Here is a 25888-nt window from a genome sequence, read left to right as displayed (position 1 = left end):
TAATGCCGATCAGTTAAGACTTTAATCGGCAGATCAGTTGAATGATCCTACCTTTATGTAAAAATCCGATAGACCCTGTTTATCGGATTTTTTTATGCACGTTTCTCAAGCCCTCGATATCATCAACAGTTATAAACCCAATCAAGTTGAAACACTCGCAGACCTCTTGCCCATTGGGCTCATCAATCGTGCTTATGAGCTTACTGATACCGTTACTCTAAGAAAACGAAAGCTCACTTTAGAGTCGATGGCATGGTTACTGGTTGGCATGGCTATCTATAACGATAAATCCATGGCTGACATTGTAAACATGCTCGATATTGTTGACCGTACAGGTAAGCCATTTGTTGCTCCAAGTGCATTAACACAGCGAAGAAAAAATCTTGGTGAATCAGCGGCTAAAGCGCTCTTTGAGTGTACGCAAAGTCATTGGTTCAAACAGGCTAACTTACCAAACTGGAACGGACTTACGTTACTGGGTGTTGATGGGGTTTTATGGCGAACAGAAGACTCAAAAGATAACGCTGAAGCGTTTGCTAAGCCCACTAATCGGGATGGTAAAGAAACACAGTATCCACAGGTGCGCATGGTCTGTCAGATGGAGCTGAGCAGTCATTTAATCACAGGCAGTGCTTTTGACTCTTATACCGTCAATGAAATGAAGCTGGCAGAGCAGCTTATCGAAACGACCCCCGATAACAGCTTAACGCTCTTTGACAAAGGCTTTTACTCCCTAGGTTTACTTCAAGCATGGAGCTCGCACGGCATCAATCGCCATTGGCTTATCCCGATGAAAAAAGGGCTGATTTATGAAGTCGTTCAGTCTTTTGGCCGACAAGATAAACTGATAAAACTGAAGAGTAATCCGCAAGCGCGTAAGAAATGGCCAGAGCTAGAAAAAGAGGTTGTGGTACGTTTAATCACGAGAGTCAAAGAGGGGAAGCAATACGATGTTCTCACCTCAATGGTTGACCCTATGCTTTATCCCAAATCAGATATAGTCGGTTTATATGAATACCGTTGGGAAATTGAACTGGGGTACCGAGAGCAAAAACAATACATGCTGGGTAACCGCCTTACACTGCGAAGCCGACTCCCAGAGCTCGTGAGACAAGAGCTCTGGGGAATACTACTGACATACAACTTAGTCAGATATCAAATGGTGCAGATGTGTAATACGTTGAATGGAGACTACTTGCCATACCAACTTAGCTTCAATGGAGCGTTAGCCCACATCATGCGCCTAATAGTGGGGCTTCCCTACTCGTCACCGGGAGCCATACCGAGGCAACTCCAAAACTTCTATGCAATGAGTGGGAGCTTAATACTTGAGCCAAGGCGAGAAAGAGCCTTCCCTAGAGTCGTGAAGAAAAAGCCAAGCCGATACCCTAGAAAATACAATGCCGCTCACCTTAAGTGAACGGCATTACAGCATCAAGCTGCTCTTTTTTCATCTTATGTACGACGACGAAAGCGTTGATGAACACCACGGCGCAAACTTTGAAAGCTATTTTCTACCTTATCCACGCCATACAACACACACAATGCCAATACCGTGATAATGATGGATTGCTGTAAGTAACCAAGACCGATCATCAATCCCAGTGATGCCAGTACCCAAATAACAGCGGCTGAGGTGACGCCATGGATTTTCCCATCTTGAGTCATCATCACGCCTGCGCCTAAAAAACCAACCCCAGTAATAATTTGTCCAAGCACGCGAGCTTGGTCTAAGGTGTTAGGGGACAGTGATACGGCCATCGCTAGAAAGAGATAAGTCCCTGAGATGATTAATATTGATGTGCGAATGCCCACAGGTTTACCGCGGGTTTGGCGTTCAACGCCAATCAGTAACCCATTGATAGCACAGCACAATAATGCAGACCAACTGAATGGACTAAGATCAAGAAATTGTCCGAGAGATTGCATGATGGTTTTCCCAAAAGTATGAAGGTAAGAGTTCGTTGATTGGCACCGTCTGTAATTACTCAAGATGCAGATCGAGTGGCGTTTTACTGGCTCTGCCACCGATTTCTCGAGTTAGCTTAGCAACAAGATAGCCCGAGACTCGCTCAATGACACCTGCCATTATTTCTTTTGCTTTTTGATCACTAACAAAAAAGTGCGCTGCGCCTTGCACTTTATCCAGCACATGCAAGTAGTAAGGCAAAATTCCTGCATCAAATAACGTTTCGCTGAGCGCGACTTGCGCGTCAACGCTATCATTGACACCTTTTAACAATACACCTTGGTTGAGTAAGGTAACATTGATGGCGCGCAGACGACTCATCTGCTGTTTGAATTCTAGATTGATTTCATTGGCATGGTTAATGTGCGTCACCAAAATGACTTGTAAGCGAGTGTCACCCAGCAGATCACACAATGCATCGGTGATTCGAGCGGGGATCACCACGGGCAAGCGCGAGTGAATACGCAATCGTTTAATATGAGGCACGCTGCTGATTGCATCGATGAGCCAACGCAGTTCTTCATCTTTCGCCATTAACGGATCACCGCCCGATAAAATGACCTCATTGAGCTCGGGATGCGCGGCAATATAGTCGACGCTTTGCTGCCACACCTGCTTTGAGCCTTTATTCTCTTGGTAGGGAAAATGACGACGAAAGCAATAACGGCAGTTAATCGCACAACCACCTTTGACTATCATTAGCACTCGGTTGCGGTATTTATGCAGCAATCCCGGAATGGCATTGTTTTGCTCATCAAGCGGGTCATTTGAGTACCCATCATGCCATTCAAACTCTTCATTGAGTGGCAAAACTTGACGCAACAGGGGATCGTAAGGGTTTCCTTTCTCCATGCGATCGACAAAACTTTGTGGCACCCGTAGTGCGAAGAGTTTGCGTGCGGCAAACCCGTTTTGCCAAAGGGCAGGATCAATCTCTAACTGCTGGAGAAGCTCGGCAGGGTTTGAGATCGCATTCGTTAATTGTTGAAGCCAGTTTTGCTCAACAGAATCAAGTTTTCGGGTTATTATATGCGGCATTGAATTTAACTCGAAGAATGGTAAGAGGAAAAAATGGCTACTGTTAGCACGAATGAATTTAAAGGCGGTCTCAAAATTATGCTTGATAATGAGCCTTGTGTCATTCTCGAAAATGAATATGTGAAACCAGGTAAAGGCCAAGCCTTCAACCGTGTCAAAATCCGTAAACTTCTTTCTGGCAAAGTGTTGGAAAAAACATTTAAGTCAGGTGATTCAGTAGAAACGGCTGACGTAATGGATATCGACCTTGATTATCTCTATAACGACGGCGAATTCTACCACTTTATGAATAATGAAACATTCGAGCAAATTGCGGCGGATAATAAAGCGGTGGGTGAAAGCGCAAAATGGCTAGTGGAAAACAACACTTGCATGTTGACGCTTTGGAACGGCAACCCAATTGCGGTAACGCCACCAAACTTTGTTGAACTTGAAGTGGCTGAAACTGATCCAGGCTTGAAAGGCGATACGCAAGGTACGGGTGGTAAACCCGCTACGTTGGTCACAGGTGCTGTGGTACGTGTGCCACTGTTCATCTCTATCGGTGAAGTGATCAAAGTGGATACCCGCTCTGGCGAATACGTAGGTCGAGTCAAATAATCACCTCAAAGTAAGTAAGAAGGTCGCTCGGTAAGCGGCCTTTTTTATTGCTCCAAAGCTGAGTGAGTGCCGTAATAAAAAGAGCTGCCGAGGCAGCTCTTTGATGTCATCACGTTTCTGTCTTTAAATCATAAAGATAAAAACGACAGCGAGTGCGGAAATCAGCCCTGCAAACGCATAACAGGCGATTTTACCCACTAAACCTGTGTGGAATTTTAGGTCATGCATACCATGGTGGACACGGTGCATGGCATGCCACATCGGTAAGGCTAATGTGCCAATGATGAACAGCGCGCCGATGATGCTAGTTGCAAAACTTGAAACGCGTTCATAACTCATTGCTTCAGCATCGATAATGCCTAATGGTGCTAAAATACCCAACACGAGAATGGTGATCGGGGTAATCATCGCAAACCATGTTCCACCGGCACCAAACAGCCCCCACCAGATAGGTTCATCAGAACGTTTTGGCGTGCGATTTACCTTATAATTGTTGTTCATGACTATAAGCTCCTACACCACGATGAGAACAATCAGTGAGATAAACGCAACCGCTGCCCACTGAGTTAAGACGATGATTTTCTTGTCGATTAGCTTACCTTTCAAGCGGATTGGCATCACTTGCGGCATCATGCTAAAGAAGGTTTGTGCATGCAGCAAACTCCCCGCTAACGCGACAATATTGATTGCGACCACAATTGGGTTTGCCATAAATCTTAGCCAGCCTTCCCATGCTTCAGGGCCTTTAACCAAGCAGCCCAAGCCAAAGGTAAGGAATAAGGTAAAGAATATCAGTGGCAGTACCGTGGCTTCACGCAACATGTAGAAGCGGTAGAATGGGTGATCTTTCCACCAAGTACGTGTCATTTCACGAACGTAAGGTTTACGGTTACTCATCCTTATCCCTCCACTTTCTTTGGTGAACCGTCAGGTTTTAGCATGGCAATCACGAAGTCCATTGAAGATTCAACTTTGCCTTGGTTGACGGCTGCCGCTGGGTCAACGTGTTTTGGACACACTTCAGAGCAGTAACCAACAAAGGTACAACCCCAAGCACCGTTATCACCATTGATAAGCTTCATACGCTCGGCTTTACCATGGTCACGGCTATCTAAGTTGTAGCGGTGAGCAAGGGTTAATGCTGCGGGGCCAATAAACTCAGGGTTCAAACCGAACTGAGGGCAGGCCGCGTAGCAAAGACCGCAGTTAATACAACCAGCAAATTGTTTGTATTTGGCCATTTGCTCTGGCGTTTGTAAGTTGGTGCCATCTTCAGGTTTGCGATCGTTGCCAATGATGTAGGGTTTAATGGCTTCAAGACGCTCGATAAACGAAGTCATATCCACGATCAAATCTTTTTCAATTGGGAAGTTGGCTAAAGGTTCAATCTTCACGCCATTGGGGTAATCGCGCAGGAAGCTTTTACAAGCCAATTTAGGTACGCCATTGACCATCACACCACATGAACCGCAGATCGCCATACGGCAAGACCAGCGATAAGAGAGATCCTTATCGAGGTTATCTTTGATGTAGCCAATTGCGTCGAGCACTGACATGGTGTCATCAAAAGGAACTTCAAACGCTTGCAGGTGTGGCTTAGCATCTTTTTCTGGGTCGTAGCGCAAAATGTCTACTTTTTGAATGCGATTTGCTGACATTATTTTTGCTCCTCTGCGCTTTTCTCTTCTGCCGCTTTTTCCGCAGCGGCAGCCTGTTCTGCCGCTTCACCATAGAGACGAGCTTTCGGCTGAGATTTCGTGATCTTAACCGCGCTGTAGTCGATACTTGGAGCGGCATCAGGTTGATAGAAAGCTAAAGAGTGCTTGAGGTAGTTCACATCATCACGCTCAGTACAACCTTCGTCTAAACGCTGATGCGCACCGCGAGATTCTTTACGCAAGATAGCTGAGTGAACCATAGCTTCAGCCACTTCAAGGCCATAACCGACTTCGATAGCGTACAGAAGGTCGGTGTTGAACACTTTGCCTTTATCTTTAATGCTAATGTTCTTGTAGCGTGCTTTTAACTCGGTGATTTTATCAATCGTCGCTTGCATTAAATCTTCTTGGCGGTAGATACCACAACCCGCTTCCATGGTGTGACCCATCTCAGTGCGAATGGTGGCCCAGTTTTCATCACCTTCTTGGTTCATTAACGCTGCAATACGCTCTTCTACGGCTTTGACTTGTTTGGCGATAGATTCATCGTTCCAACCTTTGAATTCCGCTGCGCGTTTCACTGCACTTTCACCCGCAACGCGGCCAAAGACCACAAATTCAGCTAATGAGTTAGAACCCAAACGGTTTGCACCATGCAAGCCAACCGAGGCACATTCGCCGACAGCAAACAGACCTTTGATGCGCGTTTCACATTGTCCATCCGTTTCGATACCACCCATGGTGTAGTGTACGGTTGGGCGAATTGGGATCGGCTCTTTTGCTGGATCAACGTTGACGTAAGCTTTCGCCAATTCGCAGATAAACGGCAAACGCTCTTGTAAGTACTCTTCACCGAGGTGGCGAAGATCAAGCAGCACAACATCACCAAGCGGATGTTTGATGGTGTTGCCTTTCTGTTGTTCATGCCAGAAAGCTTGAGAAACTTTGTCGCGAGGACCGAGTTCCATGTATTTATTTTTAGGCTGACCCACCGGAGTTTCTGGGCCCATACCGTAATCTTGCAGATAACGATAGCCATTTTTATTGACGATGATACCACCTTCACCGCGGCAGCCTTCCGTCATCAAAATACCTGTGCCAGGTAGGCCAGTTGGGTGGTATTGCACGAACTCCATATCGCGTAGAGGGACGCCATGACGATAAGCCATCGCCATACCATCGCCAGTTACAATGCCGCCGTTGGTGTTACAGTGGTACACACGGCCCGCGCCACCAGTGGCTAATACCACAGATTTTGCTTTGATGGTTACTAGCTCACCTTCGGACATATGAATCGCGATAAGCCCTTGAACTTCGCCATCTTCAACAAGTAGATCCACCACGAAATACTCATCAAATCGATTGATTTGTGGGTACTTCATTGAAGTTTGGAAGAGGGTGTGCAGCATGTGGAAGCCTGTTTTGTCAGCCGCAAACCAAGTACGCTCGACTTTCATGCCACCAAAACGGCGTACGTTGACTTCGCCATTTTCTTTACGGCTCCATGGGCAACCCCACTGTTCCATTTGCACCATCTCGCGGGTCGAGTTGGCCACAAAATATTCAACAACATCCTGTTCACATAGCCAATCTCCACCACCAACGGTATCGTTGAAGTGGTTGTCAAGGCTATCTTCTTCCTTGATAACTGCTGCTGAGCCTCCTTCCGCTGCAACCGTATGAGATCGCATAGGATAAACTTTAGAAATCAGAGCAACTTCTAAATCAGGGTTTGCTTCAGCGGCTGCAATTGCAGTGCGAAGACCAGCGCCGCCTGCGCCGATGACTGCGATATCTGTGGTGATAATTTGCACAGTTATCCTCCGGTGTGTGATGCGGAAAATCCGCTTGTTATAGTTAAAGGTTCGTAAGCCTTAAGTGGTACGGGTAGTGTAGAAGAGCTGTGTAAGGAAAAAATTGATTCTGTTAGGTTTTTGCTTCGGAAGTGCAAGCGCGAGCATACTTATTTTTCTTTGTGTGATAATAATCACGTTAGAATTTGGAATTGCGCTTTAAGTCAGTAAAATTCATATCATCCAAACTTATGTGTGCCAGAACATGAATAGAAAAAACTGGATGCCAACCGCATCAATATCACAACTCAAACAGCGTGCTCAGTTACTCAAGCAGATCCGCCATTTCTTTGAACTACGAGATGTATTGGAAGTCGATACACCAGCCATGAGCCATGCCACGGTAACCGACATTCATTTGCAAACCTTCCAAACCCAATTTGTTGGCCCAGGGTATGCTGATGGCCGTCAACTTTATTTAATGACCAGCCCGGAGTTTCATATGAAACGACTTTTGGCGGCGGGGAGTGGTTCGATTTATCAGATCAATAAAGCGTTTCGCAACGAGGAAAATGGCCGCTATCACAACCCTGAATTTACGATGTTAGAGTGGTATCGGGTTGGTTTTACCCACCATGATTTAATGGATGAGATGGATCAATTGCTGCAACTTATTTTGCAGTGTGGAGCGGCGCAGAAGATGAGCTACCAACAAGCATTTTTGCAGGTACTTGGGGTTTGTCCGTTAGAAGGCTCAATGGGCGAGTTAAAATCGGCTGCGAGCCGATTAGGTCTAAGTGACATTGCTGAGCCAGAAGAGGATAGAGATACCTTACTGCAACTGCTATTTAGTGTCGGTGTTGAGGCGGAAATTGGTCAACAGGTACCCGTTTTTGTTTACGATTTTCCTGCATCACAAGCGGCACTAGCTAAGATTAACCCGCAAGATCATCGTGTTGCGGATCGCTTTGAGGTCTATTTCAAAGGGATTGAACTTGCGAATGGTTTTCATGAGCTGGACAACCCACAAGAGCAACTGGCTCGTTTTGAAGCGGATAACCAAAAGCGTAAAACGATGGGGCTGGTCGAACAGCCGATTGACTACCACTTGATAGCGGCGTTAGAGGCTGGCTTACCTGAATGTTCAGGAGTGGCGCTTGGTATTGATCGCTTGATTATGCTGGCGTTAGGCCAAGATCATATTGATAACGTGACGGCTTTTCCTTTTCCGATAGCTTAAGCTTTTAAGCTGATGTGGATTGCGCGCTTGTAGTGCGATGAGCGCGCTGAAAAACGGCAACAGTTTCTTATTATGCAATGTAAGCCCTCGCGTCTGGCTGACAACCTCGTTATACTCCTTGTCTGATTTTAAGCCCACATTGCAAGAGCACAGAATATGCAAGAGTACATCGAATTTTTCCAACACAATATGATTCTATCTTTGGCATGGGTAGGTATTCTCGTCGCCTTAATCATGAGCATCGTGAAATCAACCACGGCAGCCTATAAAGAGATCACCGCTTCACAAACGACGCTTTTAATGAATCGTGAAAACGGTGTAGTTGTCGATATCCGCACGAAAGATGAATTTAAAAAAGGCCATATTACCGATGCGGTTCACATTTTACCGTCAGATATTAAATCCGGTAACTTGGCTAGCCTTGAAAAGCACAAGTCTGACCCAATCATTGTGGTATGTAAAACGGGTCAAACCGCGCAAGAGAGTGCCAACCTGCTTGCTAAAGCTGGGTTTGAGAATGTGAATTTACTGAAAAATGGTCTTGTAGCTTGGAATGAAGCGAACTTGCCATTGGTTCGTGGCAATAAATAATTCACTGATCGCGGTTATCTTGAACTGAGTGTGCTGGCTGAAAAGCCAGCATTTGATGCTAAGAGTTGTGATGTTTTCCACGTAATCGTGAGCTCATCTAGTCATTCGAAATCAGCTCGGTTAGTCTAAACGCAACACTGAATTTGTAAGTATTTAAGGATTTAATCATGGCTGAAGCCGCACAACAAACAGCACAACAAAATTTCGCAATTCAACGTATCTTTCTAAAAGATGTCTCTTTTGAAGCGCCAAACTCACCTGTTATGTTCCAAAAAGAGTGGAATCCAGATGTGAAGTTGGATCTTGACACTCAAAGTCGTGATCTGGGTGAAGGTGTGTATGAAGTCGTATTACGCCTAACGGTGACAGTGAAAAACGCGGAAGAAATCGCGTTCTTATGCGAAGTGCAACAAGGTGGTATTTTTACTGCTGAAAAAATGGAAGCGGGTCAACTTGCTCATTGTTTAGGTGCATTCTGCCCGAACATTCTGTTCCCATATGCACGTGAAACGATTTCTAGTTTAGTTGTTAAAGGGACATTCCCACAACTTAACCTTGCACCAGTGAACTTTGATGCATTGTTTATGAACTACCTACAACAACAAGCGACTCAAGGCGAGCAAGCAGAAGCTTAATCGTTAATGACGTGAGATCATTAACGTTGGCGTTCCACGTCAGACTTTGATGATAAAAAATGCACAAAGCATCCCAGATAATGATGGTGCGTTGTGCATTTTTTGTTTATTTCGAATGCCAATACCTCCGTTCCTTGCTACTCCGTATTGAAAGCTGTATCGGAAGGAATTTAGGTATAACATGACAACACGAATAGCAATGGACGAAACAATGACAGATCCTAACAGTATTTACGGTAAAGCGATCACCATGACAGTAGTTGGTGCGGGTTCTTACGGCACATCTCTGGCGATTTCTTTAGCACGTAACGGTGCTAATGTTGTCCTTTGGGGGCACGATGCTAAGCATATGGCTCGTCTTGACGCTGATCGTGCTAACCAAGAATTTTTACCCGGTATTGATTTTCCCGATTCGCTGATTGTGGAAACCGATTTGAAAAAAGCGGTACAAGCGAGCCGCGATTTGTTGGTTGTAGTTCCGAGCCACGTATTTGGTCTTGTTATGAAGAGTTTAAAGCCTCACTTACGTGATGATTCCCGTATTTGTTGGGCAACCAAAGGGCTTGAACCTGAAACGGGCCGGTTACTGATGGATGTGGCCTATGACACCATTGGCGAGCGCTATTCATTGGCAGTGTTATCTGGGCCGACTTTTGCTAAAGAGTTGGCGATGGGAATGCCTACCGCAATTTCTGTTGCTTCGCCTGACGCGCAGTTTGTCGAAGATCTGCAAGGCAAAATTCACTGCAGCAAAACTTTCCGCGTTTACGCCAATAGTGATTTTATTGGCATGCAGCTAGGTGGTGCGGTGAAAAACGTGATTGCAATTGGCGCTGGCATGTCCGATGGGATTGGCTTTGGCGCGAATGCGCGTACTGCATTGATTACGCGCGGTCTGGCCGAAATGTGCCGTTTAGGTGCGGCGTTAGGTGCTCAGCCAGAAACTTTTATGGGGATGGCTGGATTGGGTGACTTAGTGCTCACTTGTACCGATAACCAATCACGTAACCGTCGCTTTGGTTTGGCGTTGGGGCAAGGAAAAGATGTGGATACGGCGCAGCAAGAAATTGGCCAAGTGGTTGAAGGTTATCGCAACACCAAAGAGGTGTGGTTATTAGCGGCGCGCATGGAGGTTGAAATGCCAATAGTTGATCAAATCTATCAAGTGCTGTATCAAGGAAAAGATGCGCGTGTTGCAGCACAAGATTTGCTGGCTCGTGATAAAAAAGCAGAACGCTAATTCATTGCTCATGATTAGGCACAAAGCCTATTAGCAATCTACATTGACGCTCTAGAGATTGGATGAGGAAGGGTGATCAACCAACGATGAAACATTGCGAAAAACTCAAAGTGTGGCAAGCCATAGTCAAAGAGGCGCGCGAGCAGTCAGAACAAGAACCGATGCTGGCCAGTTTTTATCATGCCACTATTATTAAGCATGATAGTTTAAGCTCGGCCTTGAGCTACATTCTTGCCAATAAGCTGAATACGGCCTCAATGCCTGCGATGGCGGTGCGTGAAGTGGTCGAAGAGGCATTTGCCGCAGACCCCAGCATTATGGAAGCGGCGGCGTGTGACATCTGCGCGACTGTCAATCGCGACCCCGCGGTATCTATGTTTTCAATGCCTCTACTTTATCTCAAGGGCTACCATGCCTTACAAGGCTATCGCGTCGCGAACTGGTTATGGAAGCAAGGTCGAGTAGCGTTGGCTACCTATTTTCAAAACCAAATTTCGGTAGCTTGCCAAGTGGACATCCATCCTGCTGCACGTATTGGCCGCGGCATCATGCTTGACCATGCCACAGGTATTGTGATCGGTGAAACCGCGGTGGTGGAGAATGATGTCTCGATTTTGCAAGATGTAACGCTAGGCGGAACGGGTAAAGAGTGCGGCGATCGCCACCCGAAAATTCGTGAAGGCGTGATGATTGGCGCGGGTGCCAAAATTCTCGGTAATATTGAAGTGGGCGAAGGGGCGAAAATTGGTTCTTGTTCGGTGGTATTGCAAGCGGTGCCTCCGCACACTACCGTCGCTGGAGTGCCAGCCAAAATTGTCGGTCGTCCGCAAACCGACAAGCCTTCGTTAGATATGGACCAACAATTTAATGGCCGCTCTCAAAGTTTCATTGCCGGTGATGGTATTTGATTTGGTCGCGGAAAACAAAAAGGGTGATGCTCACAGAGCATCACCCTTTTTTATGGTTGGCATTAAGCCATTGCATCGAGTTCAGCAAGCACTTCTTCAGCCCAATCAACCCACGCTTGGCGAACCAGTAGGTTGCGGCGTAGTGTTAGACGCTCAAGGCGCTGTAGCTTATCGAGAGTAGCTGGTGTTGCATAGTACGCAGACTCAATCTCTTTGTAGTGAGCAACCAGTTTTTTCGATTCTTCAACCAATTCACCCAGTTGAATTCGGTAAGGTGTTGCTGGTTGTACCGCGCAAGCGATCAATTTAGCGCTAAATTCATCACGTACGGTTGGGTGAGCTGTAGGTTGGTCAAACCATTCACCTAAAGCGCTGCGACCTGCATCGGTGATGGAGTAAACTTTACGATCTGGCTTGCCATCTTGCGGTTCTAATACACAAGTGACTAGGCCTTGTTGACCCATTTTATTCAGTTCGCGGTAAACTTGTTGGTGGCTGGCTTTCCAAAAATAGCCAATGCTCGAAGAGAACTCTTTTGTGATGTCGTACCCTGTGGCATCGCGAGTGCTCAAAACAGTGAGGATAACGTGTGGTAATGACATGTCTTTAATCCAAATGGTTAATAAACTCAAAAACAACTTGCTCAAACTCGTGTTGTGCTTCTGATGGCATCAATCATGAATGAGTGTAAGCAACACCCACCGTTCTATTGACGGAGTGGGTTGTGTCACCTTAAAAAGCCGTTTATCACCTAGGATTATATGCGTGACGCATATCGACCTGCGATTTGTTATGTTTGTATGCTACCGCAGAGGAGCAGTAGTATATCTAAATAATAAGCATAAAGTAGAATACTTTGTTAGTTTAGCTTAAAAAACTGATAATATGCTCAATAATTTTTGTGATTTAAAATAAAAAGCCGCACAGAGGCGGCCTTTTAGCTAGTTTGTGAAACAAAATGCTGTTACTTAGCCTGTGTTACGCATTCCTGCTGCAATACCCGCGATAGTCACCATTAAGGCTTCTTCTAACTCTGCTGGTGCGGTTTCGGTTTGGCGAGTGCGGTACAACAGCTCTGCTTGCAGCATATTTAATGGCTCAACATAGATATTGCGCAAACGGATTGACTCTTGACCCCAAGGATCGCTTTGCATCAAGTTCTCATTGTTTTCTACATTTAACACCGCTTTGATGTCTTTCTGTAATTGAGAACGCAAACGCTCACCGAGCGGGCGTAACGATTCATCGACTAGGCGTTCATCGTAATAGCGTGAGATTTCAATGTTGCACTTGGAGTAAACCATCTCTAGCATGCCCAAACGCGTTGAGAAAAATGGCCATTCACGGCACATCTCTTCCAGCAGTGCTTGGTGTCCTTTATCGATAGAAAACTGAATTGCTTCTCCCGCACCTAGCCAGGCTGGTAGCACGAGGCGGTTTTGGCTCCAAGAGAAGATCCACGGGATTGCACGTAAGCTTTCGACCCCACCATTAGGGTTGCGTTTAGCCGGACGTGAACCGAGCGGTAATTTACCCAGCTCTAGCTCTGGCGTTGCTTGGCGGAAGTACGGGACAAAGTCCGGCTCGCCGCGAACAATATGGCGATACGCTTCGCAAGAGACTTCAGACAATACCTCCATTAAGTCGCGCCAATCTTGTTTTGGCTCTGGTGGTGGCAGCAGGTTTGCTTCTAAAATGGCGCTGGCGTACATCGTAAAACTATTGACCGCTACTTCTGGTAGACCAAGTTTAAAGCGGATCATTTCGCCTTGCTCCGTCACACGCAAGCCACCTTTTAAGCTTTTGGGTGGTTGTGAAAGCAGTGCCGCATGTGCTGGAGCGCCCCCGCGACCAATGGTGCCGCCACGTCCATGGAATAGTGTCAGTTCAATTCCGGCCTCTTCACTGACATTAACCAAAGCTTCCATTGCGCTGTATTGCGCCCAACCGGCGGACATTACACCTGCATCTTTAGCGGAATCAGAGTAACCAATCATCACCATCTGGTGGTTTTGAATAAAGCCACGATAGAGATCAATGCCCATTAGCTGGCGGATCACCGTTTCTGCGTTGTTTAAATCATCCAAAGTTTCGAACAGTGGACAAACGTCCATGCGGTAAGGGCAACCACATTCTTGCAACAATAGATGTACGGCAAGTACATCTGATGCGGTACGAGCCATCGAAATCACATAAGCACCAAAGGCTTCGCGAGGCTGAGAAGCAACGATTTTACAGGTGTCGATCACCTCTTGTACCGCTTCTGAAGGCTGCCAGTCACGAGGTAACAAAGGACGTTTTGAGCTCAACTCATTGGTGAGAAACGCAATTTTGTCTTGCTCGCTCCACTGGTCATAATCACCAATGCCTAAATAACGGGTGAGCTCGGAGATCACATCAGAGTGACGAGTGCTCTCTTGGCGAATGTCCAAACGTACAAGATGCACACCAAACGCTTTAATCCGGCGCAGAGTATCAAGCAGCGAGCCATCGGCAATGACGCCCATGCCGCATTGATGTAAAGATTGGTAGCAGGCATAAAGCGGTTCCCACAACTGTGCGATATTTTGCAGTGGTGCTTTGCGTGCCAGTTGTTGGCCATTGATCTTGGCATCCAACACTTCCAGTGTTTCGCTGAGCAGTTCACGCAGGCGTTTGAGAATGGCGCGATAAGGTTCGTGTTCATCTATGCCAGCCAAATCGCGTAGCGCGTCACTGCATTTGGTCATCGACAATTCGCTGACCAGCTCATTGATATCACCTAGGTAGAGATCGGCCGCTTTCCAGCGAGAAAGCAGCATTACTTCACGGGTGATTTTATGAGTCACAAAGGGGTTACCATCACGGTCGCCGCCCATCCACGAAGAGAAATGCACAGGGCGTGCATCAATTGGTAGTCCTTCACCTAAGTAGTTGGTGAGGTGCTCATCAAATTCACGAAGAAAATCAGGCACGGCTTGCCATAGAGAATTTTCCACCACCGCAAAGCCCCATTTTGCTTCATCCAGTGGCGTAGGGCGCTGCTTACGAATCACATCTGAATGCCAGCTTTGCGCGATCAACTGTTCTAAACGGCGTTCGGTTTTTTGGCGCTCTTTAAATGAAAGGTCACTGAGTTCAAGCTTGGAGAGACACTCGTTAATTTTCACCAGCTTGTTGATCATCGTGCGGCGTGTAATTTCGGTTGGGTGAGCCGTTAGCACTAACTCGATATTGAGATCGCGTACCGCTTGAGCAGCATCCAATTTACTGATTTTATTTTGATTCAGTTTAGTAAACAGTAAATTAATCGCATCAGGCTCACACACATGTTCTTCACAGTGACGTGAAATGGTGTGGTACTGCTCGGCCATGTTGGTTAAGTTAAGAAATTGGTTGAATGCCCGCGCTACTGGGGTGAGCTGTTCGTTGGGAAGGTTTTTGATCTCTTCAACCAAGCTGTCTCGGTCGGCTTGATTGCCATTACGGGCTGATTTTGAAAGTTTTCGGATGGTTTCCACTTTCTCTAAGATAACGTCACCATGGGCGTCCTGAATGGTGTTGCCCAGCAAACGGCCAAGCATGCTCACGTTACTTTTGAGCGCAGCGTATTTTTCGTTCATTGTCATCCTGCCTTGTAAAAAAATTACATCCATTGTTCCTTGCTAAGTACACAATCTAGCGAAAAGATCCCTGTAGAGTCAAATAAAGCCGACTATTTTTACGATTATTGCTGAATGTTATTGAACGTGATCATTTGGTGAATAATTGGCGTAAATTACTGAAATTTTATTACAAAAATGCCCGACCGTAGAAACCCGGTCAGGCATTTATCGCTTGAGTAAGCTTGGTAGGCTAGAAGCAGTATTTATACATTGCTTTGGACAAAATCGAGATGGTTGGATCAATAAATTCAAACGCTAGGAATTCATCCGGTTGATGCGCTTGATCGATCGAACCTGGGCCGAGTACTAGTGTTGGGCATAATTGTTGTAAGAACGGTGCTTCAGTACAGTAATTCACGGTTTGTGAAGCGGTATTGCAAATCTCTTCAATGTTGCCAATAAAGGGGTGATCATGCTGACATTCATAACCCGGAATCGCATCATGCAGCGCGGTAATCTCAATGCGACCGGGCCATTTTGCACTGACTTCATTCAGTGCATTGCGCAGCAAGTTATCGAGCCCATCTAGACTCATGCCGGGCAGCGGGCGCACATCGTAATGCAATTCGCAGCAGCCACAAATGCGGTTTGGACTATCGCCACCGTGGATATGGCCGAGGTTCAAAGTGGGGTGAGGAATGGCAAAGCCTGGGTGATGGTACTCTTTGATCAATTTGTCGCGCAGTTGCATTAACGCGAACAGCACTTCATGCATGATTTCGATGGCATTTACGCCCAGAGCAGGATCAGACGAGTGGCCCGATTTTCCTGTCACTCGAATAGCGTTGGCTACGTGGCCTTTATGGCCGCGGATGGGCACAAGGCTAGTCGGCTCACCAATAATGCAGTAATCCGGTTGAAATGGTGCATGTTCAGTGAAATGACGTGCGCCGAGCATGGTGGTTTCTTCATCACAGGTCGCCAACACATACAGCGGTTTACTCTGTTTACTCCAATCGACTTTTTTCACCGCTTCGTAGATAAAAGCAAAAAAGCCTTTCATGTCTGCCGTGCCTAAGCCATAGAAACGATCATTGGCTTGCGTTAACGCGTGCGGTTCAAAATTCCAACGTCCTTCATCAAACGGAACGGTATCACTGTGCCCCGCGAGCAGTAGGCCACCTTCACCGCTGCCTTTCTTAGCCACTAAATTGTATTTTCCCGGCGCGACTTCAATGGTTTCGACGGTAAAACCTAAGCTGGAAAACCAGCTTGCCAATTTATCAATCACACCCTGGTTACCTTCGTCCCAACGAGCATCTGTGGAGCTGATGGAAGAGGTCGAAATCAGACCTTGGTAAACCTCAAGAAAACTGGGTAATTGCATATTATCTTTGCTCCTAGTATTGACAGAGTAATTGCGAGAAGGTAAAACACATATTAAATCACTTTGTGTGAATAAAAAACCGAGTTAAGTATCTTTTTTTGAAATTTATAGTCATTTTTAGATTGTCTTTTTTACCTTGAAATTGGATGTCACGAGATGTTGAAAACCACAATTATCGGAGCTAGCGGTTATACCGGCGCTGAGTTGGCGTATATGGTGCAAAAACACCCACAACTCACGCTATCAGGTTTATACGTTTCCGCCAATAGCCTAGATGCTGGAAAACCAATGGCTGAGCTGCATGGCAAACTCTCCGGTATTGTCGACATGCAGGTACAACCATTAATGGATCCGGTGAGCGTTGCAAGCCAATGTGATGTGGTGTTTTTAGCTACGGCTCATGAGGTGAGCCATGATCTCGCGCCTATTTTTCTTGCGCAAAATTGTCAAGTTTTCGACCTTTCTGGTGCTTTTCGCGTCAAAGGTGATGATTTTTACCAAAATTACTATGGTTTTAAACATCAACACCCTAAATGGTTAGAAAACGCGGTTTATGGACTGGCGGAATGGAATTGTGAGGCAATTAAGCAGAGCCAATTGATCGCTGTTGCGGGTTGCTATCCAACCGCATCGCAACTTGCGATAAAGCCTTTGGTTGAAGCGGGTTTGTTAGATACAACTCAATGGCCGGTGATTAATGCCACCAGCGGTGTCACAGGCGCGGGCAGAAAAGCGACATTAACCAACAGTTTTTGTGAAGTGAGTTTACAGCCATACGGCGTGTTTACTCATCGCCACCAACCTGAAATCGTCGCCCATTTAGGATGTGATGTGATTTTTACGCCTCACTTAGGGAATTTCAAACGCGGTATTTTGGCCACCGTGACGATGAAGCTTGCATCAGGTATTTCAGAGCAACAAGTCAGCCATGCTTTTGAGAAGGCGTACGCTAACAAACCAGCGGTTCGGCTCAAATCAACCTTGCCGAGCATCAAAGATGTTGAATTTACACCATTTTGCGACCTCGGTTGGCGAGTGCAAGGTGAGCATATTATCGTCGTGTCCGCGATCGATAATTTATTAAAGGGGGCATCGAGCCAAGCGATGCAGTGTTTAAATATTCATTACGGTTTTTCTGAGCTAACGGCTTTGGTGTAACGCACCAAGCGTAAGGGTTAAATATGACAGATACAAAGCAAAATCCATTAGTGATTAAGTTAGGCGGCGCGGCGCTGTCTTGTTCTGAAACGCTAAGCAAACTGTTTGGCGCAATCGCACTGTATCAAGCCCAAGCTCAGCGACGAATTGTCATCGTGCACGGGGGCGGTTATCTCGTCGATGACCTGATGGCGAAATTACAACTAAAAACCGTGAAGAAAGAAGGTTTGCGTGTCACGCCTTATGACCAAATTCCGCTGATTGCAGGCGCGCTGGCTGGAACAGCCAACAAAATGCTGCAAGGGCAAGCGATTAAAGATGGCTTAAATGCGGTTGGTTTATCGCTCGCTGATGGCGGGTTATGCAAAGTCGAAGAGTTGGATCCAGAACTCGGCGCAGTGGGCAAGGCTTCTCCTGGTGATTCACAAATCGTGCAAGCGATTTTAGCCGCTGGTGGTTTGCCTATTATCAGCTCGATTGGCCTGACCGCTGATGGCCAAATGATGAATGTCAACGCCGATCAAGCAGCCGTTGCAGTGGCTGGCGCATTGGACGCAGAACTCGTTCTGCTTTCCGATGTGAGCGGCGTGCTGGATGGCAAAGGCCATTTGTTGTCGAGCCTCAATGAGCAGCAGGCCAATGCGCTGATTAAAGGCAAAGTGATCACGGATGGCATGATTGTCAAAGTGAAAGCGGCGCTGGAAGCGGCAAATGATTTAGGTCGCCCGATTGAAGTGGCGACATGGCGTTACCCAGATAAGCTCAGCAAATTGTTTGCGGGCGAAAGTATCGGGACCCAATTTTTACCTCAATAAACGTATTTAATCAGTTGTTGATAACAGCTGTAAGTAATTAATCACCCAGAGCACTGACCGCCAAGCGCAGCGCCGGGAAATGGAGAAAGTAAGATGAGCAAGGTTCAAGTCAATAAAGTCGTTGTCGCATACTCTGGCGGTCTAGATACCTCGGTAATCATTCCGTGGTTAAAAGAAAACTACGATTGTGAAGTGGTTGCCTTTGTTGCCGATGTCGGCCAAGGTGAAGAAGAATTGGTCGGCATTGAAGAGAAAGCGAAAGCGTCTGGCGCGTCAGAGTGTTATGTGGTCGATCTTAAAGAAGAGATGGTCGCTGAATACATCTACCCAACACTAAAAACAGGTGCTTATTACGAAGGTAAATACCTGCTTGGGACGTCAATGGCTCGCCCAATCATTGCCAAAGCTCAAGTTGAAGTGGCGCGTAAAGTGGGTGCTGATGCGCTGTGTCACGGCTGTACGGGGAAAGGTAATGACCAAGTGCGTTTTGAAGGTGCGTTTGCAGCCCTAGCGCCTGATTTACATGTGATTGCCCCTTGGCGTGAGTGGGACATCGTGAGTCGTGAAGAGTGTCTTGATTTCCTTGCTGAGCGTAACATTCCTTGCGCCGCTTCATTGACGAAAATTTACTCGCGTGATGCGAACGCGTGGCACATTTCGACCGAAGGTGGCGTGCTTGAGAGTACTTGGAACGCCCCTAATGAGGATTGCTGGGTATGGACAGTAGATCCAGAGCAAGCGCCAAATGAGCCAGAGTTTGTCACACTGCAGGTCGCGAAAGGCGAAGTCGTTGGCGTCGATGGTGAACTGATGACGCCTTACAACGCACTCGTTTACCTTAATGAGAAAGGCTCTAAACACGGCGTTGGTCGTATCGACATCGTCGAAAACCGTTTGGTTGGTATGAAGTCTCGTGGTTGTTATGAAACCCCGGGAGGCACCATCATGATGGAAGCGTTGCGTGCTGTTGAGCAGTTAGTTCTCGATAAAGCCTCATTCGAATTTCGTGAAGAACTGGGTGTCAAAGCGTCGCATCTTGTATACGATGGCCGTTGGTTCACTCCGCTGCGTAAATCCATCATGGCCGCAGCCGATGAGCTGGCACAGGATGTTAATGGTGAAGTGGTTGTGAAGCTTTACAAAGGGCAAGCGACAGTGACGCAAAAACGTTCGGAAAACAGCTTGTACTCGGAAGAGTTTGCGACCTTTGGTGAAGATGTTGTGTATGACCAAAGCCACGCGGGCGGCTTCATTCGTCTCTATTCGTTGGCAAGCCGGATCAGAGCATTGAACGAAGCAAAAAAGAATAAAGCCTAGGTTAACACCCAAGGTAGAGACACAAAAATAACAATAAAAGATCGCTCTAGTAGCGATCTTTATTATAAAAATGATTGAGCAATTTGATGTGGTCACGCTCAGTCGCGACCTAAGAGCAGGAGATACGCAATGGCATTATGGGGCGGTAGATTTACCCAAGCAGCAGACACGAGGTTCAAAGAGTTCAACGATTCACTTCGCTTTGATTACCGATTGGCTGAACAAGACATTGTGGGCTCTATAGCATGGTCAAAGGCGTTGGTGTCAGTGAATGTTTTGGGCGAAGAGGAGCAGCAAAAACTAGAACTTGCGCTCAACGAACTCAAACTGGAAGTGATGGAAGATCCTGAGCAGATCTTACGCTCTGATGCAGAAGATATTCACTCTTGGGTTGAGCAGCAGTTGATCAGCAAAGTGGGTGATTTAGGAAAAAAGCTGCACACTGGGCGCTCTCGTAATGACCAAGTCGCGACCGATTTAAAATTGTGGTGCCGCCAGCAAGGTCAGCAATTACTGTTGGGGTTAGATCGCCTGCAAACGAAACTAGTGTCGGTTGCTCAGCAGCACCAAGCGACGGTTTTGCCCGGTTATACCCACCTGCAACGTGCGCAACCAGTGACCTTTGCGCATTGGTGTTTGGCCTATGTTGAAATGTTTGAGCGTGATTACTCTCGTTTAAATGATGCGATTAAGCGCCTTGATACTTGTCCGCTTGGCTCCGGCGCGCTGGCAGGTACGGCCTATCCGATTGATCGTGAACAGCTTGCTCATCATTTAGGGTTTCGCCGTGCCACGCGTAACTCGCTCGATTCAGTATCCGACCGAGATCACGTGATGGAATTGATGTCGGTGGCGTCGATCTCGATGCTGCATTTATCGCGCTTGGCGGAAGATATGATCTTCTACAACTCGGGTGAGTCTGGTTTTATCGAACTGGCTGACACCGTGACTTCGGGTTCATCCTTGATGCCGCAAAAGAAAAACCCTGATGCATTAGAGCTGATCCGTGGCAAAACTGGCCGTGTTTATGGCTCGCTTGCGGGCATGATGATGACGGTCAAAGCCTTACCACTGGCTTATAACAAAGATATGCAAGAAGACAAAGAAGGGCTGTTTGACGCGCTGGATACTTGGAACGACTGCATGGAAATGGCTGCGCTTTGCTTTGATGGCATCAAAATTAAAACCGAACGGACTTTAGAAGCGGCCAAACAAGGCTATGCCAATGCTACCGAATTAGCTGATTATTTAGTCGCCAAAGGGATCCCTTTCCGTGAAGCGCACCATATTGTGGGCGTAGCTGTGGTTGGCGCGATTGCGAAAGGGTGTGCGCTTGAAGAACTGACCCTTGCCGAGCTTAAAGAGTTTTCGTCGGTCATTGAAGATGATGTTTATGCGATCCTCACCATTGAATCTTGCTTAGAAAAACGCAGCGCTTTAGGTGGCGTTTCGCCAAAACAAGTGGCCTATGCGGTTGATCAAGCTAAAGCGCGTTTAGACAAACGTGACACCACGGCGGTGAAAGTTCGTCCTGCCCGTTTGACGGATATTGAAACGCTAGAAAGTATGGTCACTTATTGGGCGAATATGGGAGAAAATCTGCCTCGTTCACGCAATGAGTTGGTGCGCGATATTGGTTCATTTGCCGTGGCGGAACACCATGGTGAAGTGACGGGATGCGCCTCGTTATATGTCTATGACTCTGGGTTGGCTGAAATTCGTTCGCTTGGTGTAGAAGCAGGTTGGCAAGGTCAAGGACAAGGAAAAGCGATCGTCTCGTATTTGGTGAATAAAGCGCGGCAAATGGCGATTAAGAAAGTGTTTGTTCTGACTCGAACGCCAGAGTTTTTCATGAAGCATGATTTTATTCCAACCTCAAAAAGCTTACTGCCAGAGAAAGTGCTTAAAGATTGTGAACAATGCCCACGGCAGCACGCTTGTGATGAAGTGGCGCTTGAGATCAATTTGGTTGAGCAGATCATCAAGCGAGTCAGCGTCGCTTAATACGTTGATTACCAACGTGATTATTGCCGTTAATGAGGCCTTGGAAAAAGATCTCAAAAAGATCGAATGATCACGGAACAATTTAAGAAAAGCGTGGTCTATAAATGTACCACTGCTTTTTCTTAGAAGAATCTAAGAAGGCCCCAAACCTACTATTGGTTCTGGGGCTTTTTCTTTTGTGCTCTTTGGCTTTTTATTTGTCGCGCCCTTGCCGCTTACGCCAAGGGAGTACCACAAACTTCATCCACAGATGTAAAAACAGCAAACCGTTAAAGGCAAAGCCCGCTATTAGCAAGCTGATCGATTCAATGGTTTTAGGGTTCTCCCTGCATAACCACCACCACACAAGCCAGCACCCAACTGACAAAACAGTGAGCTGATCCATACAACGTTGGCAGCGGCCGATTTTTTTCCAAAACCACGAAGATTGGCAGTTATTGCAAGGCATAAGCGCGTTCATTAAAGAGAAAATAACGGCAGTATAACGTGCGCGAAGGTGTGAGTCTAAGGCGCGGCTGAAACTAAAGCGTATAAAAAACGGCCGCACAAGGGCGACCGCATGAATGGATGTTGAAAATTAACAGCCCGGACCGCAGTCCATGCAATGCTTTATCATCTCAGGACCTAAATGCAGTTTAGCGTTTAGATCACGCAGCGCGGTGCGCACGCCTTCTTCAATTACGGGGTGATAAAAAGGCATATCCAACATCTGTGAAATCGTCATCTGATTTTGATGTGCCCACGCCAGCAAATGAGCCAAGTGCTCTGCATTCGGCCCCATCATTTCAGCGCCTAAAAATCGCCCTGTTCCTTGTTCGCCATACACATGCAATAACCCTTTATTGCGCAGCATGACGCGTGAACGGCCTTGATTTTCAAACGACACAGTACCGATAGCAAAACAGCCACAATTTCCCAAACGAGTGGTTAGCTGTTTGTAGGATTCACCGACCATCGCAATTTGTGGGTCTGAAAAAACCGCTGAGATAGAAGAACGACGAAGCCCGGCACGAATATCTGGGTAGCGGCCAGCGTTATCCCCTGCAATACGACCTTGATCGGCCGCTTCATGAAGCAGTGGCAGTTGATTACTTGCATCACCAGCAATGAAAATACTGTCTACAGAGGTTTGCAGCGTATAGTGATCGGCCGCTGGTACGCCACGCGCATCAAGGGCTACATCGGTATTTTCAATTGCCAATTTATCTACGTTCGGGCGACGACCGGTTGCCGCCAACACATAGTCAACGACAAATGTCTCGAGCTGCCCTTCACGGTTGATGAATTGGATTTCAACTTTGTCGTTTTGGCCTGTTGGAGAAGCAATGCGTTTCATGCTTTCCACTTTAACGTCAGCGTCTAAATAGAATTCTTCCTTAAACGTTTTATCAGCGTAAGCCATCACATCAGGGTCGGTTAATGGGCCAACTTGTCCACCAATGCCGAACAGCTTTACTTTTACCCCTAAACGATGCAAGGCTTGGCCTAGTTCTAAGCCAATAACTCCCGGGCCAAATACGGCAACAGATTCGGGTAAGTCGTCCCACTCAAATAGGTCATCATTAATGATTAAGCGATCGCCAAGTTCATGCCATACCGCGGGGTAGGCTGGGCGAGAACCGGTAGCAATCACGATCCGCTTGGCGCTGATTCGTGTATGGTTGTCGACCTGTAGGGTGTGGTTGTCGATAAATTGGGCGTAGCCTGAGATTTTGTCTTCAGCGGGGATCTCCTCAACGCCTTCAAGCACAAATCCGACAAAGCGGTCACGTTCACGTTTTACCCGCGCCATCACTTCACGTCCATTAATGACAATTTCACCTTGAGGATGAACACCAAAAGCAGGAGCTTTGTGGATGTGATGGACGCTTTCAGCGGCCGCAATCAGTAACTTAGATGGCATGCAGCCGACGCGAGCGCATGTGGTTCCGTATGGGCCACCTTCGATCATGACGACACTAGTCGTATGTGCTTTTGCTGCACGATAAGCGCCGAGTCCTGCGGTCCCACCACCAATAATGGCTACATCAACGTTTAACTGTTTCATCATCGCTTTCTCTAAATTTGGAATGTGAATAGTCGATGGCAACATTTAATAATGCTGTCATTGAGTCTAAATGAGGAGGATGCCCTAGGAAGATTTTCCTAGGGCAGGCGTGATTAGCCCAGGTAAGCTTCTAGCTCTTCGCTGCCGCCGATGTGTTTACCACCAACGAAAACTTGCGGAACGGTGGTACGGCCTGTGATAGCTCGTAAGCTCACTGTGGTTGCATCTTTACCCAATACCACTTCTTCATATTGAAGACCGTGGTCAATCAAGAGTTGTTTTGCTTTAGTGCAGAATGGGCAACCTGGTTTAGTAAATACGGTAACCGATTCTTGTGTTTTATAGTTAGGTGCAATGTATTTCAGCATGGTGTCAGCATCTGATACTTTGAACGGGTCACCCGGTTCATCAGCTTCGATAAACATTTTTTCGATGATGCCATCTTTGACTAGCATGCTGTAACGCCATGAACGTTTGCCAAAACCGATTTGGCTTTTATCAACTAACATACCCATACCGTCAGTAAATTCGCCATTGCCATCAGGAATGAAAGTAATATTCTCTGCTTCTTGGTCTGCTTTCCAAGCATTCATCACAAAGGTATCGTTCACCGAAACACATAGGATGTCATCAACGCCATGCTCTTTAAACACCGGGTACAGTTCGTTGTAACGCGGCAAGTGGCTTGATGAACAGGTTGGGGTGAAGGCACCTGGCAAGCTAAATACGATAACGGTTTTACCTTTGAATAATTGATCTGTTGTGAGATTAACCCAAGCATCACCTTGACGAGTAGGGAAAGTGACTTGTGGTACCGCTTGGCCTTCTTTAGATACTAACATTCTATTTTCCTTGTGATTTTCTAAGTTAGGTTATGATTTTAAGAGCCGCTGCTCTCATTTGTTGAAGCCATTATGGAAGAAAACCTTTGATAGCTCCAATCGTTTGATGCTATGGTTTTGATAGGTGGATTCTATTGAGATTGAAGATGAACATTCGTGATTTTGAGTACTTAGTATCATTAGCTGAACATAAACATTTTCGTAAAGCAGCAGAAGCTTGTTTTGTGAGCCAGCCAACACTCAGTGGCCAGATCCGCAAACTGGAGGATGAGCTGGGAACAGTATTATTAGAGCGCAGCAGTCGCCGAGTATTGTTCACCGATTCGGGCCTGCAATTGGTCGATCAGGCCAAGCGTATTTTAAGTGAAATCAAAACCTTCAGAGATATGGCCAGCGGCCAGGGTGGCTCGATGAGTGGTCCTATCCATATTGGATTCATTCCCACTTTAGGCCCTTACCTTTTGCCGCGTATTGTGCCTTTTTTAAAAGAGCAATTTCCTGAACTGGAGCTCTATTTACACGAAGCGCAAACCCAACAGCTTGTGCGCCAGTTAGAAGATGGAAAACTCGATTGTTTAGTGCTGGCCTCCGTTGCGGAAACGGCTCACTTTAAAGAGATTGATCTGTATGACGAAGCATTGAGTATTGCCGTGCCTAGTGGGCATGAATGGGCTGCAAAAAGTGAAGTAAGTATGTTGGATTTGAAAGGGCGAACGGTATTGGCTTTAGGTGACGGTCATTGCTTACGCGATCAAGCCTTAGGCTTCTGTTTTGCGGCAGGCGCAAAAGATGACGAACGTTTTAAAGCGACCAGCTTAGAGACGCTGCGTAATATGGTCGCAGCGGGTGGGGGAATTACCCTGTTACCTGAGCTCTCTTTACCAGATGTCAAAGAGAAGGATGGTGTTTGTTACCTTAAAGCGGTCAACCCGCAGCCTTCACGCCGCTTAGTATTAGCTTATCGGCCGGGATCGCCATTGAGGCAGCGTTTTGAGCAGTTGGCTCACGCAATCAAAACAAAGCTAAATGAGAAATAAAAAAAGAGGCTAAATGTAGCCTCTT

The 25888-nt window shown here is 46.7% G+C and carries 24 protein-coding genes; 12 read left to right on the top strand and 12 right to left on the bottom strand.

Going from position 1 to position 25888, the window contains the following annotated elements; all coding sequences use genetic code 11:
* The first annotated feature begins 94 nt into the window (after window positions 1–94).
* A complete protein-coding gene (locus tag AACQ42_RS00695; RefSeq protein ID WP_094165250.1) occupies window positions 95–1420 on the top strand; it encodes an IS4 family transposase in 1326 nt (441 codons plus the stop codon).
* A 35-nt stretch (window positions 1421–1455) separates the two neighbouring features.
* Here the strand turns inward: AACQ42_RS00695 and AACQ42_RS00690 are convergent, their stop codons facing one another.
* A complete protein-coding gene (locus AACQ42_RS00690; protein WP_013855863.1) occupies window positions 1456–1929 on the bottom strand; it encodes an MgtC/SapB family protein in 474 nt (157 codons plus the stop codon).
* A 55-nt stretch (window positions 1930–1984) separates the two neighbouring features.
* Window positions 1985–3007 carry an EF-P beta-lysylation protein EpmB gene (gene epmB / locus AACQ42_RS00685; protein WP_094165248.1) on the bottom strand — a complete coding sequence of 341 codons (1023 nt, stop codon included), beginning with the start codon at window positions 3005–3007 and terminating at the stop codon, window positions 1985–1987.
* Window positions 3008–3040: 33 nt separating this feature from the next.
* On the opposite strand from epmB, the gene efp reads away from it, so the two are divergent.
* The gene (efp, locus tag AACQ42_RS00680) at window positions 3041–3607 is read left to right on the top strand and encodes an elongation factor P (protein ID WP_017043203.1); all 567 of its coding nucleotides are present in this window, start codon (window positions 3041–3043) and stop codon (window positions 3605–3607) included.
* A 123-nt stretch (window positions 3608–3730) separates the two neighbouring features.
* Here efp and frdD read toward each other — a convergent pair whose 3' ends face one another.
* Genes frdD through frdA form a run of 4 tightly spaced genes read right to left on the bottom strand, consistent with a single transcriptional unit; the run spans window position 3731 to window position 7079 of the window.
* Window positions 3731–4108: a fumarate reductase subunit FrdD gene (gene frdD / locus AACQ42_RS00675; RefSeq protein WP_010317640.1), complete on the bottom strand. Its 378-nt coding sequence runs from the start codon at window positions 4106–4108 to the stop codon at window positions 3731–3733.
* Between the two features lie 12 nt (window positions 4109–4120).
* Window positions 4121–4504 (bottom strand): fumarate reductase subunit FrdC, encoded by a 384-nt coding sequence (gene frdC, locus AACQ42_RS00670; RefSeq protein WP_094165246.1) that lies wholly within the window; start codon window positions 4502–4504, stop codon window positions 4121–4123.
* A 2-nt stretch (window positions 4505–4506) separates the two neighbouring features.
* Entirely contained in the window at window positions 4507–5265 is a 759-nt protein-coding gene (locus tag AACQ42_RS00665) for a succinate dehydrogenase/fumarate reductase iron-sulfur subunit (protein WP_013855867.1), read from the bottom strand.
* Window positions 5265–7079, bottom strand: coding sequence for a fumarate reductase (quinol) flavoprotein subunit (frdA, locus tag AACQ42_RS00660; protein ID WP_013855868.1), 1815 nt, complete (start codon window positions 7077–7079; stop codon window positions 5265–5267). The genes AACQ42_RS00665 and frdA overlap by 1 nt, the downstream gene beginning before the upstream one ends.
* A 244-nt stretch (window positions 7080–7323) precedes the next feature.
* Here frdA and epmA point away from each other — a divergent pair, with 244 nt between their 5' ends.
* The 5 genes from epmA to cysE all read left to right on the top strand — a co-directional run bounded on the left by epmA (window position 7324) and on the right by cysE (window position 11672).
* Window positions 7324–8298 carry an elongation factor P--(R)-beta-lysine ligase gene (gene epmA, locus AACQ42_RS00655; protein ID WP_094165244.1) on the top strand — a complete coding sequence of 325 codons (975 nt, stop codon included), beginning with the start codon at window positions 7324–7326 and terminating at the stop codon, window positions 8296–8298.
* Window positions 8299–8454: 156 nt separating this feature from the next.
* Window positions 8455–8889: a rhodanese-like domain-containing protein gene (locus AACQ42_RS00650; RefSeq protein WP_010317649.1), complete on the top strand. Its 435-nt coding sequence runs from the start codon at window positions 8455–8457 to the stop codon at window positions 8887–8889.
* Between the two features lie 167 nt (window positions 8890–9056).
* The gene (gene secB / locus AACQ42_RS00645) at window positions 9057–9524 is read left to right on the top strand and encodes a protein-export chaperone SecB (RefSeq protein WP_013855870.1); all 468 of its coding nucleotides are present in this window, start codon (window positions 9057–9059) and stop codon (window positions 9522–9524) included.
* 181 nt (window positions 9525–9705) lie between these two features.
* On the top strand, window positions 9706–10764 hold the full coding sequence (gene gpsA / locus AACQ42_RS00640) for an NAD(P)H-dependent glycerol-3-phosphate dehydrogenase (RefSeq protein ID WP_013855871.1): 1059 nt from the start codon (window positions 9706–9708) through the stop codon (window positions 10762–10764).
* An 86-nt stretch (window positions 10765–10850) separates the two neighbouring features.
* Window positions 10851–11672 (top strand): serine O-acetyltransferase, encoded by an 822-nt coding sequence (gene cysE / locus AACQ42_RS00635; RefSeq protein WP_010317654.1) that lies wholly within the window; start codon window positions 10851–10853, stop codon window positions 11670–11672.
* 62 nt (window positions 11673–11734) lie between these two features.
* Here cysE and AACQ42_RS00630 read toward each other — a convergent pair whose 3' ends face one another.
* The 3 genes from AACQ42_RS00630 to argE all read right to left on the bottom strand — a co-directional run bounded on the left by AACQ42_RS00630 (window position 11735) and on the right by argE (window position 16643).
* Window positions 11735–12274, bottom strand: coding sequence for a PadR family transcriptional regulator (locus tag AACQ42_RS00630; RefSeq protein WP_010317655.1), 540 nt, complete (start codon window positions 12272–12274; stop codon window positions 11735–11737).
* Window positions 12275–12640: 366 nt separating this feature from the next.
* Window positions 12641–15274: a phosphoenolpyruvate carboxylase gene (gene ppc / locus AACQ42_RS00625; RefSeq protein ID WP_026027891.1), complete on the bottom strand. Its 2634-nt coding sequence runs from the start codon at window positions 15272–15274 to the stop codon at window positions 12641–12643.
* Between the two features lie 232 nt (window positions 15275–15506).
* Complete coding sequence (argE, locus tag AACQ42_RS00620) at window positions 15507–16643, bottom strand: acetylornithine deacetylase (protein ID WP_094165242.1); 1137 nt, start codon at window positions 16641–16643, stop codon at window positions 15507–15509.
* A 156-nt stretch (window positions 16644–16799) separates the two neighbouring features.
* Between argE and argC the strand changes: the two genes are divergently transcribed.
* The 4 genes from argC (at window position 16800) to argH (ending at window position 21937) form a co-directional block, all read left to right on the top strand.
* The gene (gene argC, locus AACQ42_RS00615; protein ID WP_017049213.1) at window positions 16800–17801 is read left to right on the top strand and encodes an N-acetyl-gamma-glutamyl-phosphate reductase; all 1002 of its coding nucleotides are present in this window, start codon (window positions 16800–16802) and stop codon (window positions 17799–17801) included.
* 23 nt (window positions 17802–17824) lie between these two features.
* Complete coding sequence (gene argB / locus AACQ42_RS00610) at window positions 17825–18616, top strand: acetylglutamate kinase (protein WP_010317663.1); 792 nt, start codon at window positions 17825–17827, stop codon at window positions 18614–18616.
* A 93-nt stretch (window positions 18617–18709) separates the two neighbouring features.
* Window positions 18710–19933 carry an argininosuccinate synthase gene (locus tag AACQ42_RS00605; protein ID WP_017043213.1) on the top strand — a complete coding sequence of 408 codons (1224 nt, stop codon included), beginning with the start codon at window positions 18710–18712 and terminating at the stop codon, window positions 19931–19933.
* Window positions 19934–20062: 129 nt separating this feature from the next.
* Window positions 20063–21937, top strand: coding sequence for an argininosuccinate lyase (argH, locus tag AACQ42_RS00600; RefSeq protein ID WP_094165240.1), 1875 nt, complete (start codon window positions 20063–20065; stop codon window positions 21935–21937).
* 193 nt (window positions 21938–22130) lie between these two features.
* Here argH and AACQ42_RS00595 read toward each other — a convergent pair whose 3' ends face one another.
* The 3 genes from AACQ42_RS00595 to AACQ42_RS00585 all read right to left on the bottom strand — a co-directional run bounded on the left by AACQ42_RS00595 (window position 22131) and on the right by AACQ42_RS00585 (window position 24826).
* A complete protein-coding gene (locus AACQ42_RS00595) occupies window positions 22131–22385 on the bottom strand; it encodes a DUF3624 domain-containing protein (protein WP_013855880.1) in 255 nt (84 codons plus the stop codon).
* Between the two features lie 129 nt (window positions 22386–22514).
* Entirely contained in the window at window positions 22515–23984 is a 1470-nt protein-coding gene (locus AACQ42_RS00590; protein ID WP_094165252.1) for a dihydrolipoyl dehydrogenase, read from the bottom strand.
* A 113-nt stretch (window positions 23985–24097) separates the two neighbouring features.
* Complete coding sequence (locus AACQ42_RS00585) at window positions 24098–24826, bottom strand: redoxin family protein (RefSeq protein WP_013855882.1); 729 nt, start codon at window positions 24824–24826, stop codon at window positions 24098–24100.
* Between the two features lie 146 nt (window positions 24827–24972).
* Here AACQ42_RS00585 and oxyR point away from each other — a divergent pair, with 146 nt between their 5' ends.
* Entirely contained in the window at window positions 24973–25863 is an 891-nt protein-coding gene (gene oxyR, locus AACQ42_RS00580) for a DNA-binding transcriptional regulator OxyR (protein ID WP_026027425.1), read from the top strand.
* The last annotated feature ends 25 nt before the right edge of the window (window positions 25864–25888 follow it).

Origin of the sequence: Vibrio sp. V12_P9A6T4 (genome assembly GCF_963874835.1) — a bacterium.
Lineage (GTDB): Bacteria > Pseudomonadota > Gammaproteobacteria > Enterobacterales > Vibrionaceae > Vibrio > Vibrio anguillarum.
The sequence above is the reverse complement of the archived record's forward strand: the minus strand, read 5'-3'. Positions and strand labels throughout refer to the sequence as shown.

Excerpts from the sequence above, each read along its gene's own strand:
- AACQ42_RS00695 (WP_094165250.1), top strand. The coding sequence starts at position 95 with ATGCACGTTTCTCAAGCCCTCGATATCATCAACAGTTATAAACCCAAT.
- AACQ42_RS00690 (WP_013855863.1), bottom strand. The coding sequence starts at position 1,929 with ATGCAATCTCTCGGACAATTTCTTGATCTTAGTCCATTCAGTTGGTCT.
- epmB (WP_094165248.1), bottom strand. The coding sequence starts at position 3,007 with ATGCCGCATATAATAACCCGAAAACTTGATTCTGTTGAGCAAAACTGG.
- efp (WP_017043203.1), top strand. The coding sequence starts at position 3,041 with ATGGCTACTGTTAGCACGAATGAATTTAAAGGCGGTCTCAAAATTATG.
- frdD (WP_010317640.1), bottom strand. The coding sequence starts at position 4,108 with ATGAACAACAATTATAAGGTAAATCGCACGCCAAAACGTTCTGATGAA.
- frdC (WP_094165246.1), bottom strand. The coding sequence starts at position 4,504 with ATGAGTAACCGTAAACCTTACGTTCGTGAAATGACACGTACTTGGTGG.
- AACQ42_RS00665 (WP_013855867.1), bottom strand. The coding sequence starts at position 5,265 with ATGTCAGCAAATCGCATTCAAAAAGTAGACATTTTGCGCTACGACCCA.
- epmA (WP_094165244.1), top strand. The coding sequence starts at position 7,324 with ATGAATAGAAAAAACTGGATGCCAACCGCATCAATATCACAACTCAAA.
- AACQ42_RS00650 (WP_010317649.1), top strand. The coding sequence starts at position 8,455 with ATGCAAGAGTACATCGAATTTTTCCAACACAATATGATTCTATCTTTG.
- secB (WP_013855870.1), top strand. The coding sequence starts at position 9,057 with ATGGCTGAAGCCGCACAACAAACAGCACAACAAAATTTCGCAATTCAA.
- gpsA (WP_013855871.1), top strand. The coding sequence starts at position 9,706 with ATGACAACACGAATAGCAATGGACGAAACAATGACAGATCCTAACAGT.
- cysE (WP_010317654.1), top strand. The coding sequence starts at position 10,851 with ATGAAACATTGCGAAAAACTCAAAGTGTGGCAAGCCATAGTCAAAGAG.
- AACQ42_RS00630 (WP_010317655.1), bottom strand. The coding sequence starts at position 12,274 with ATGTCATTACCACACGTTATCCTCACTGTTTTGAGCACTCGCGATGCC.
- ppc (WP_026027891.1), bottom strand. The coding sequence starts at position 15,274 with ATGAACGAAAAATACGCTGCGCTCAAAAGTAACGTGAGCATGCTTGGC.
- argE (WP_094165242.1), bottom strand. The coding sequence starts at position 16,643 with ATGCAATTACCCAGTTTTCTTGAGGTTTACCAAGGTCTGATTTCGACC.
- argC (WP_017049213.1), top strand. The coding sequence starts at position 16,800 with ATGTTGAAAACCACAATTATCGGAGCTAGCGGTTATACCGGCGCTGAG.
- argB (WP_010317663.1), top strand. The coding sequence starts at position 17,825 with ATGACAGATACAAAGCAAAATCCATTAGTGATTAAGTTAGGCGGCGCG.
- AACQ42_RS00605 (WP_017043213.1), top strand. The coding sequence starts at position 18,710 with ATGAGCAAGGTTCAAGTCAATAAAGTCGTTGTCGCATACTCTGGCGGT.
- argH (WP_094165240.1), top strand. The coding sequence starts at position 20,063 with ATGGCATTATGGGGCGGTAGATTTACCCAAGCAGCAGACACGAGGTTC.
- AACQ42_RS00595 (WP_013855880.1), bottom strand. The coding sequence starts at position 22,385 with ATGCCTTGCAATAACTGCCAATCTTCGTGGTTTTGGAAAAAAATCGGC.
- AACQ42_RS00590 (WP_094165252.1), bottom strand. The coding sequence starts at position 23,984 with ATGAAACAGTTAAACGTTGATGTAGCCATTATTGGTGGTGGGACCGCA.
- AACQ42_RS00585 (WP_013855882.1), bottom strand. The coding sequence starts at position 24,826 with ATGTTAGTATCTAAAGAAGGCCAAGCGGTACCACAAGTCACTTTCCCT.
- oxyR (WP_026027425.1), top strand. The coding sequence starts at position 24,973 with ATGAACATTCGTGATTTTGAGTACTTAGTATCATTAGCTGAACATAAA.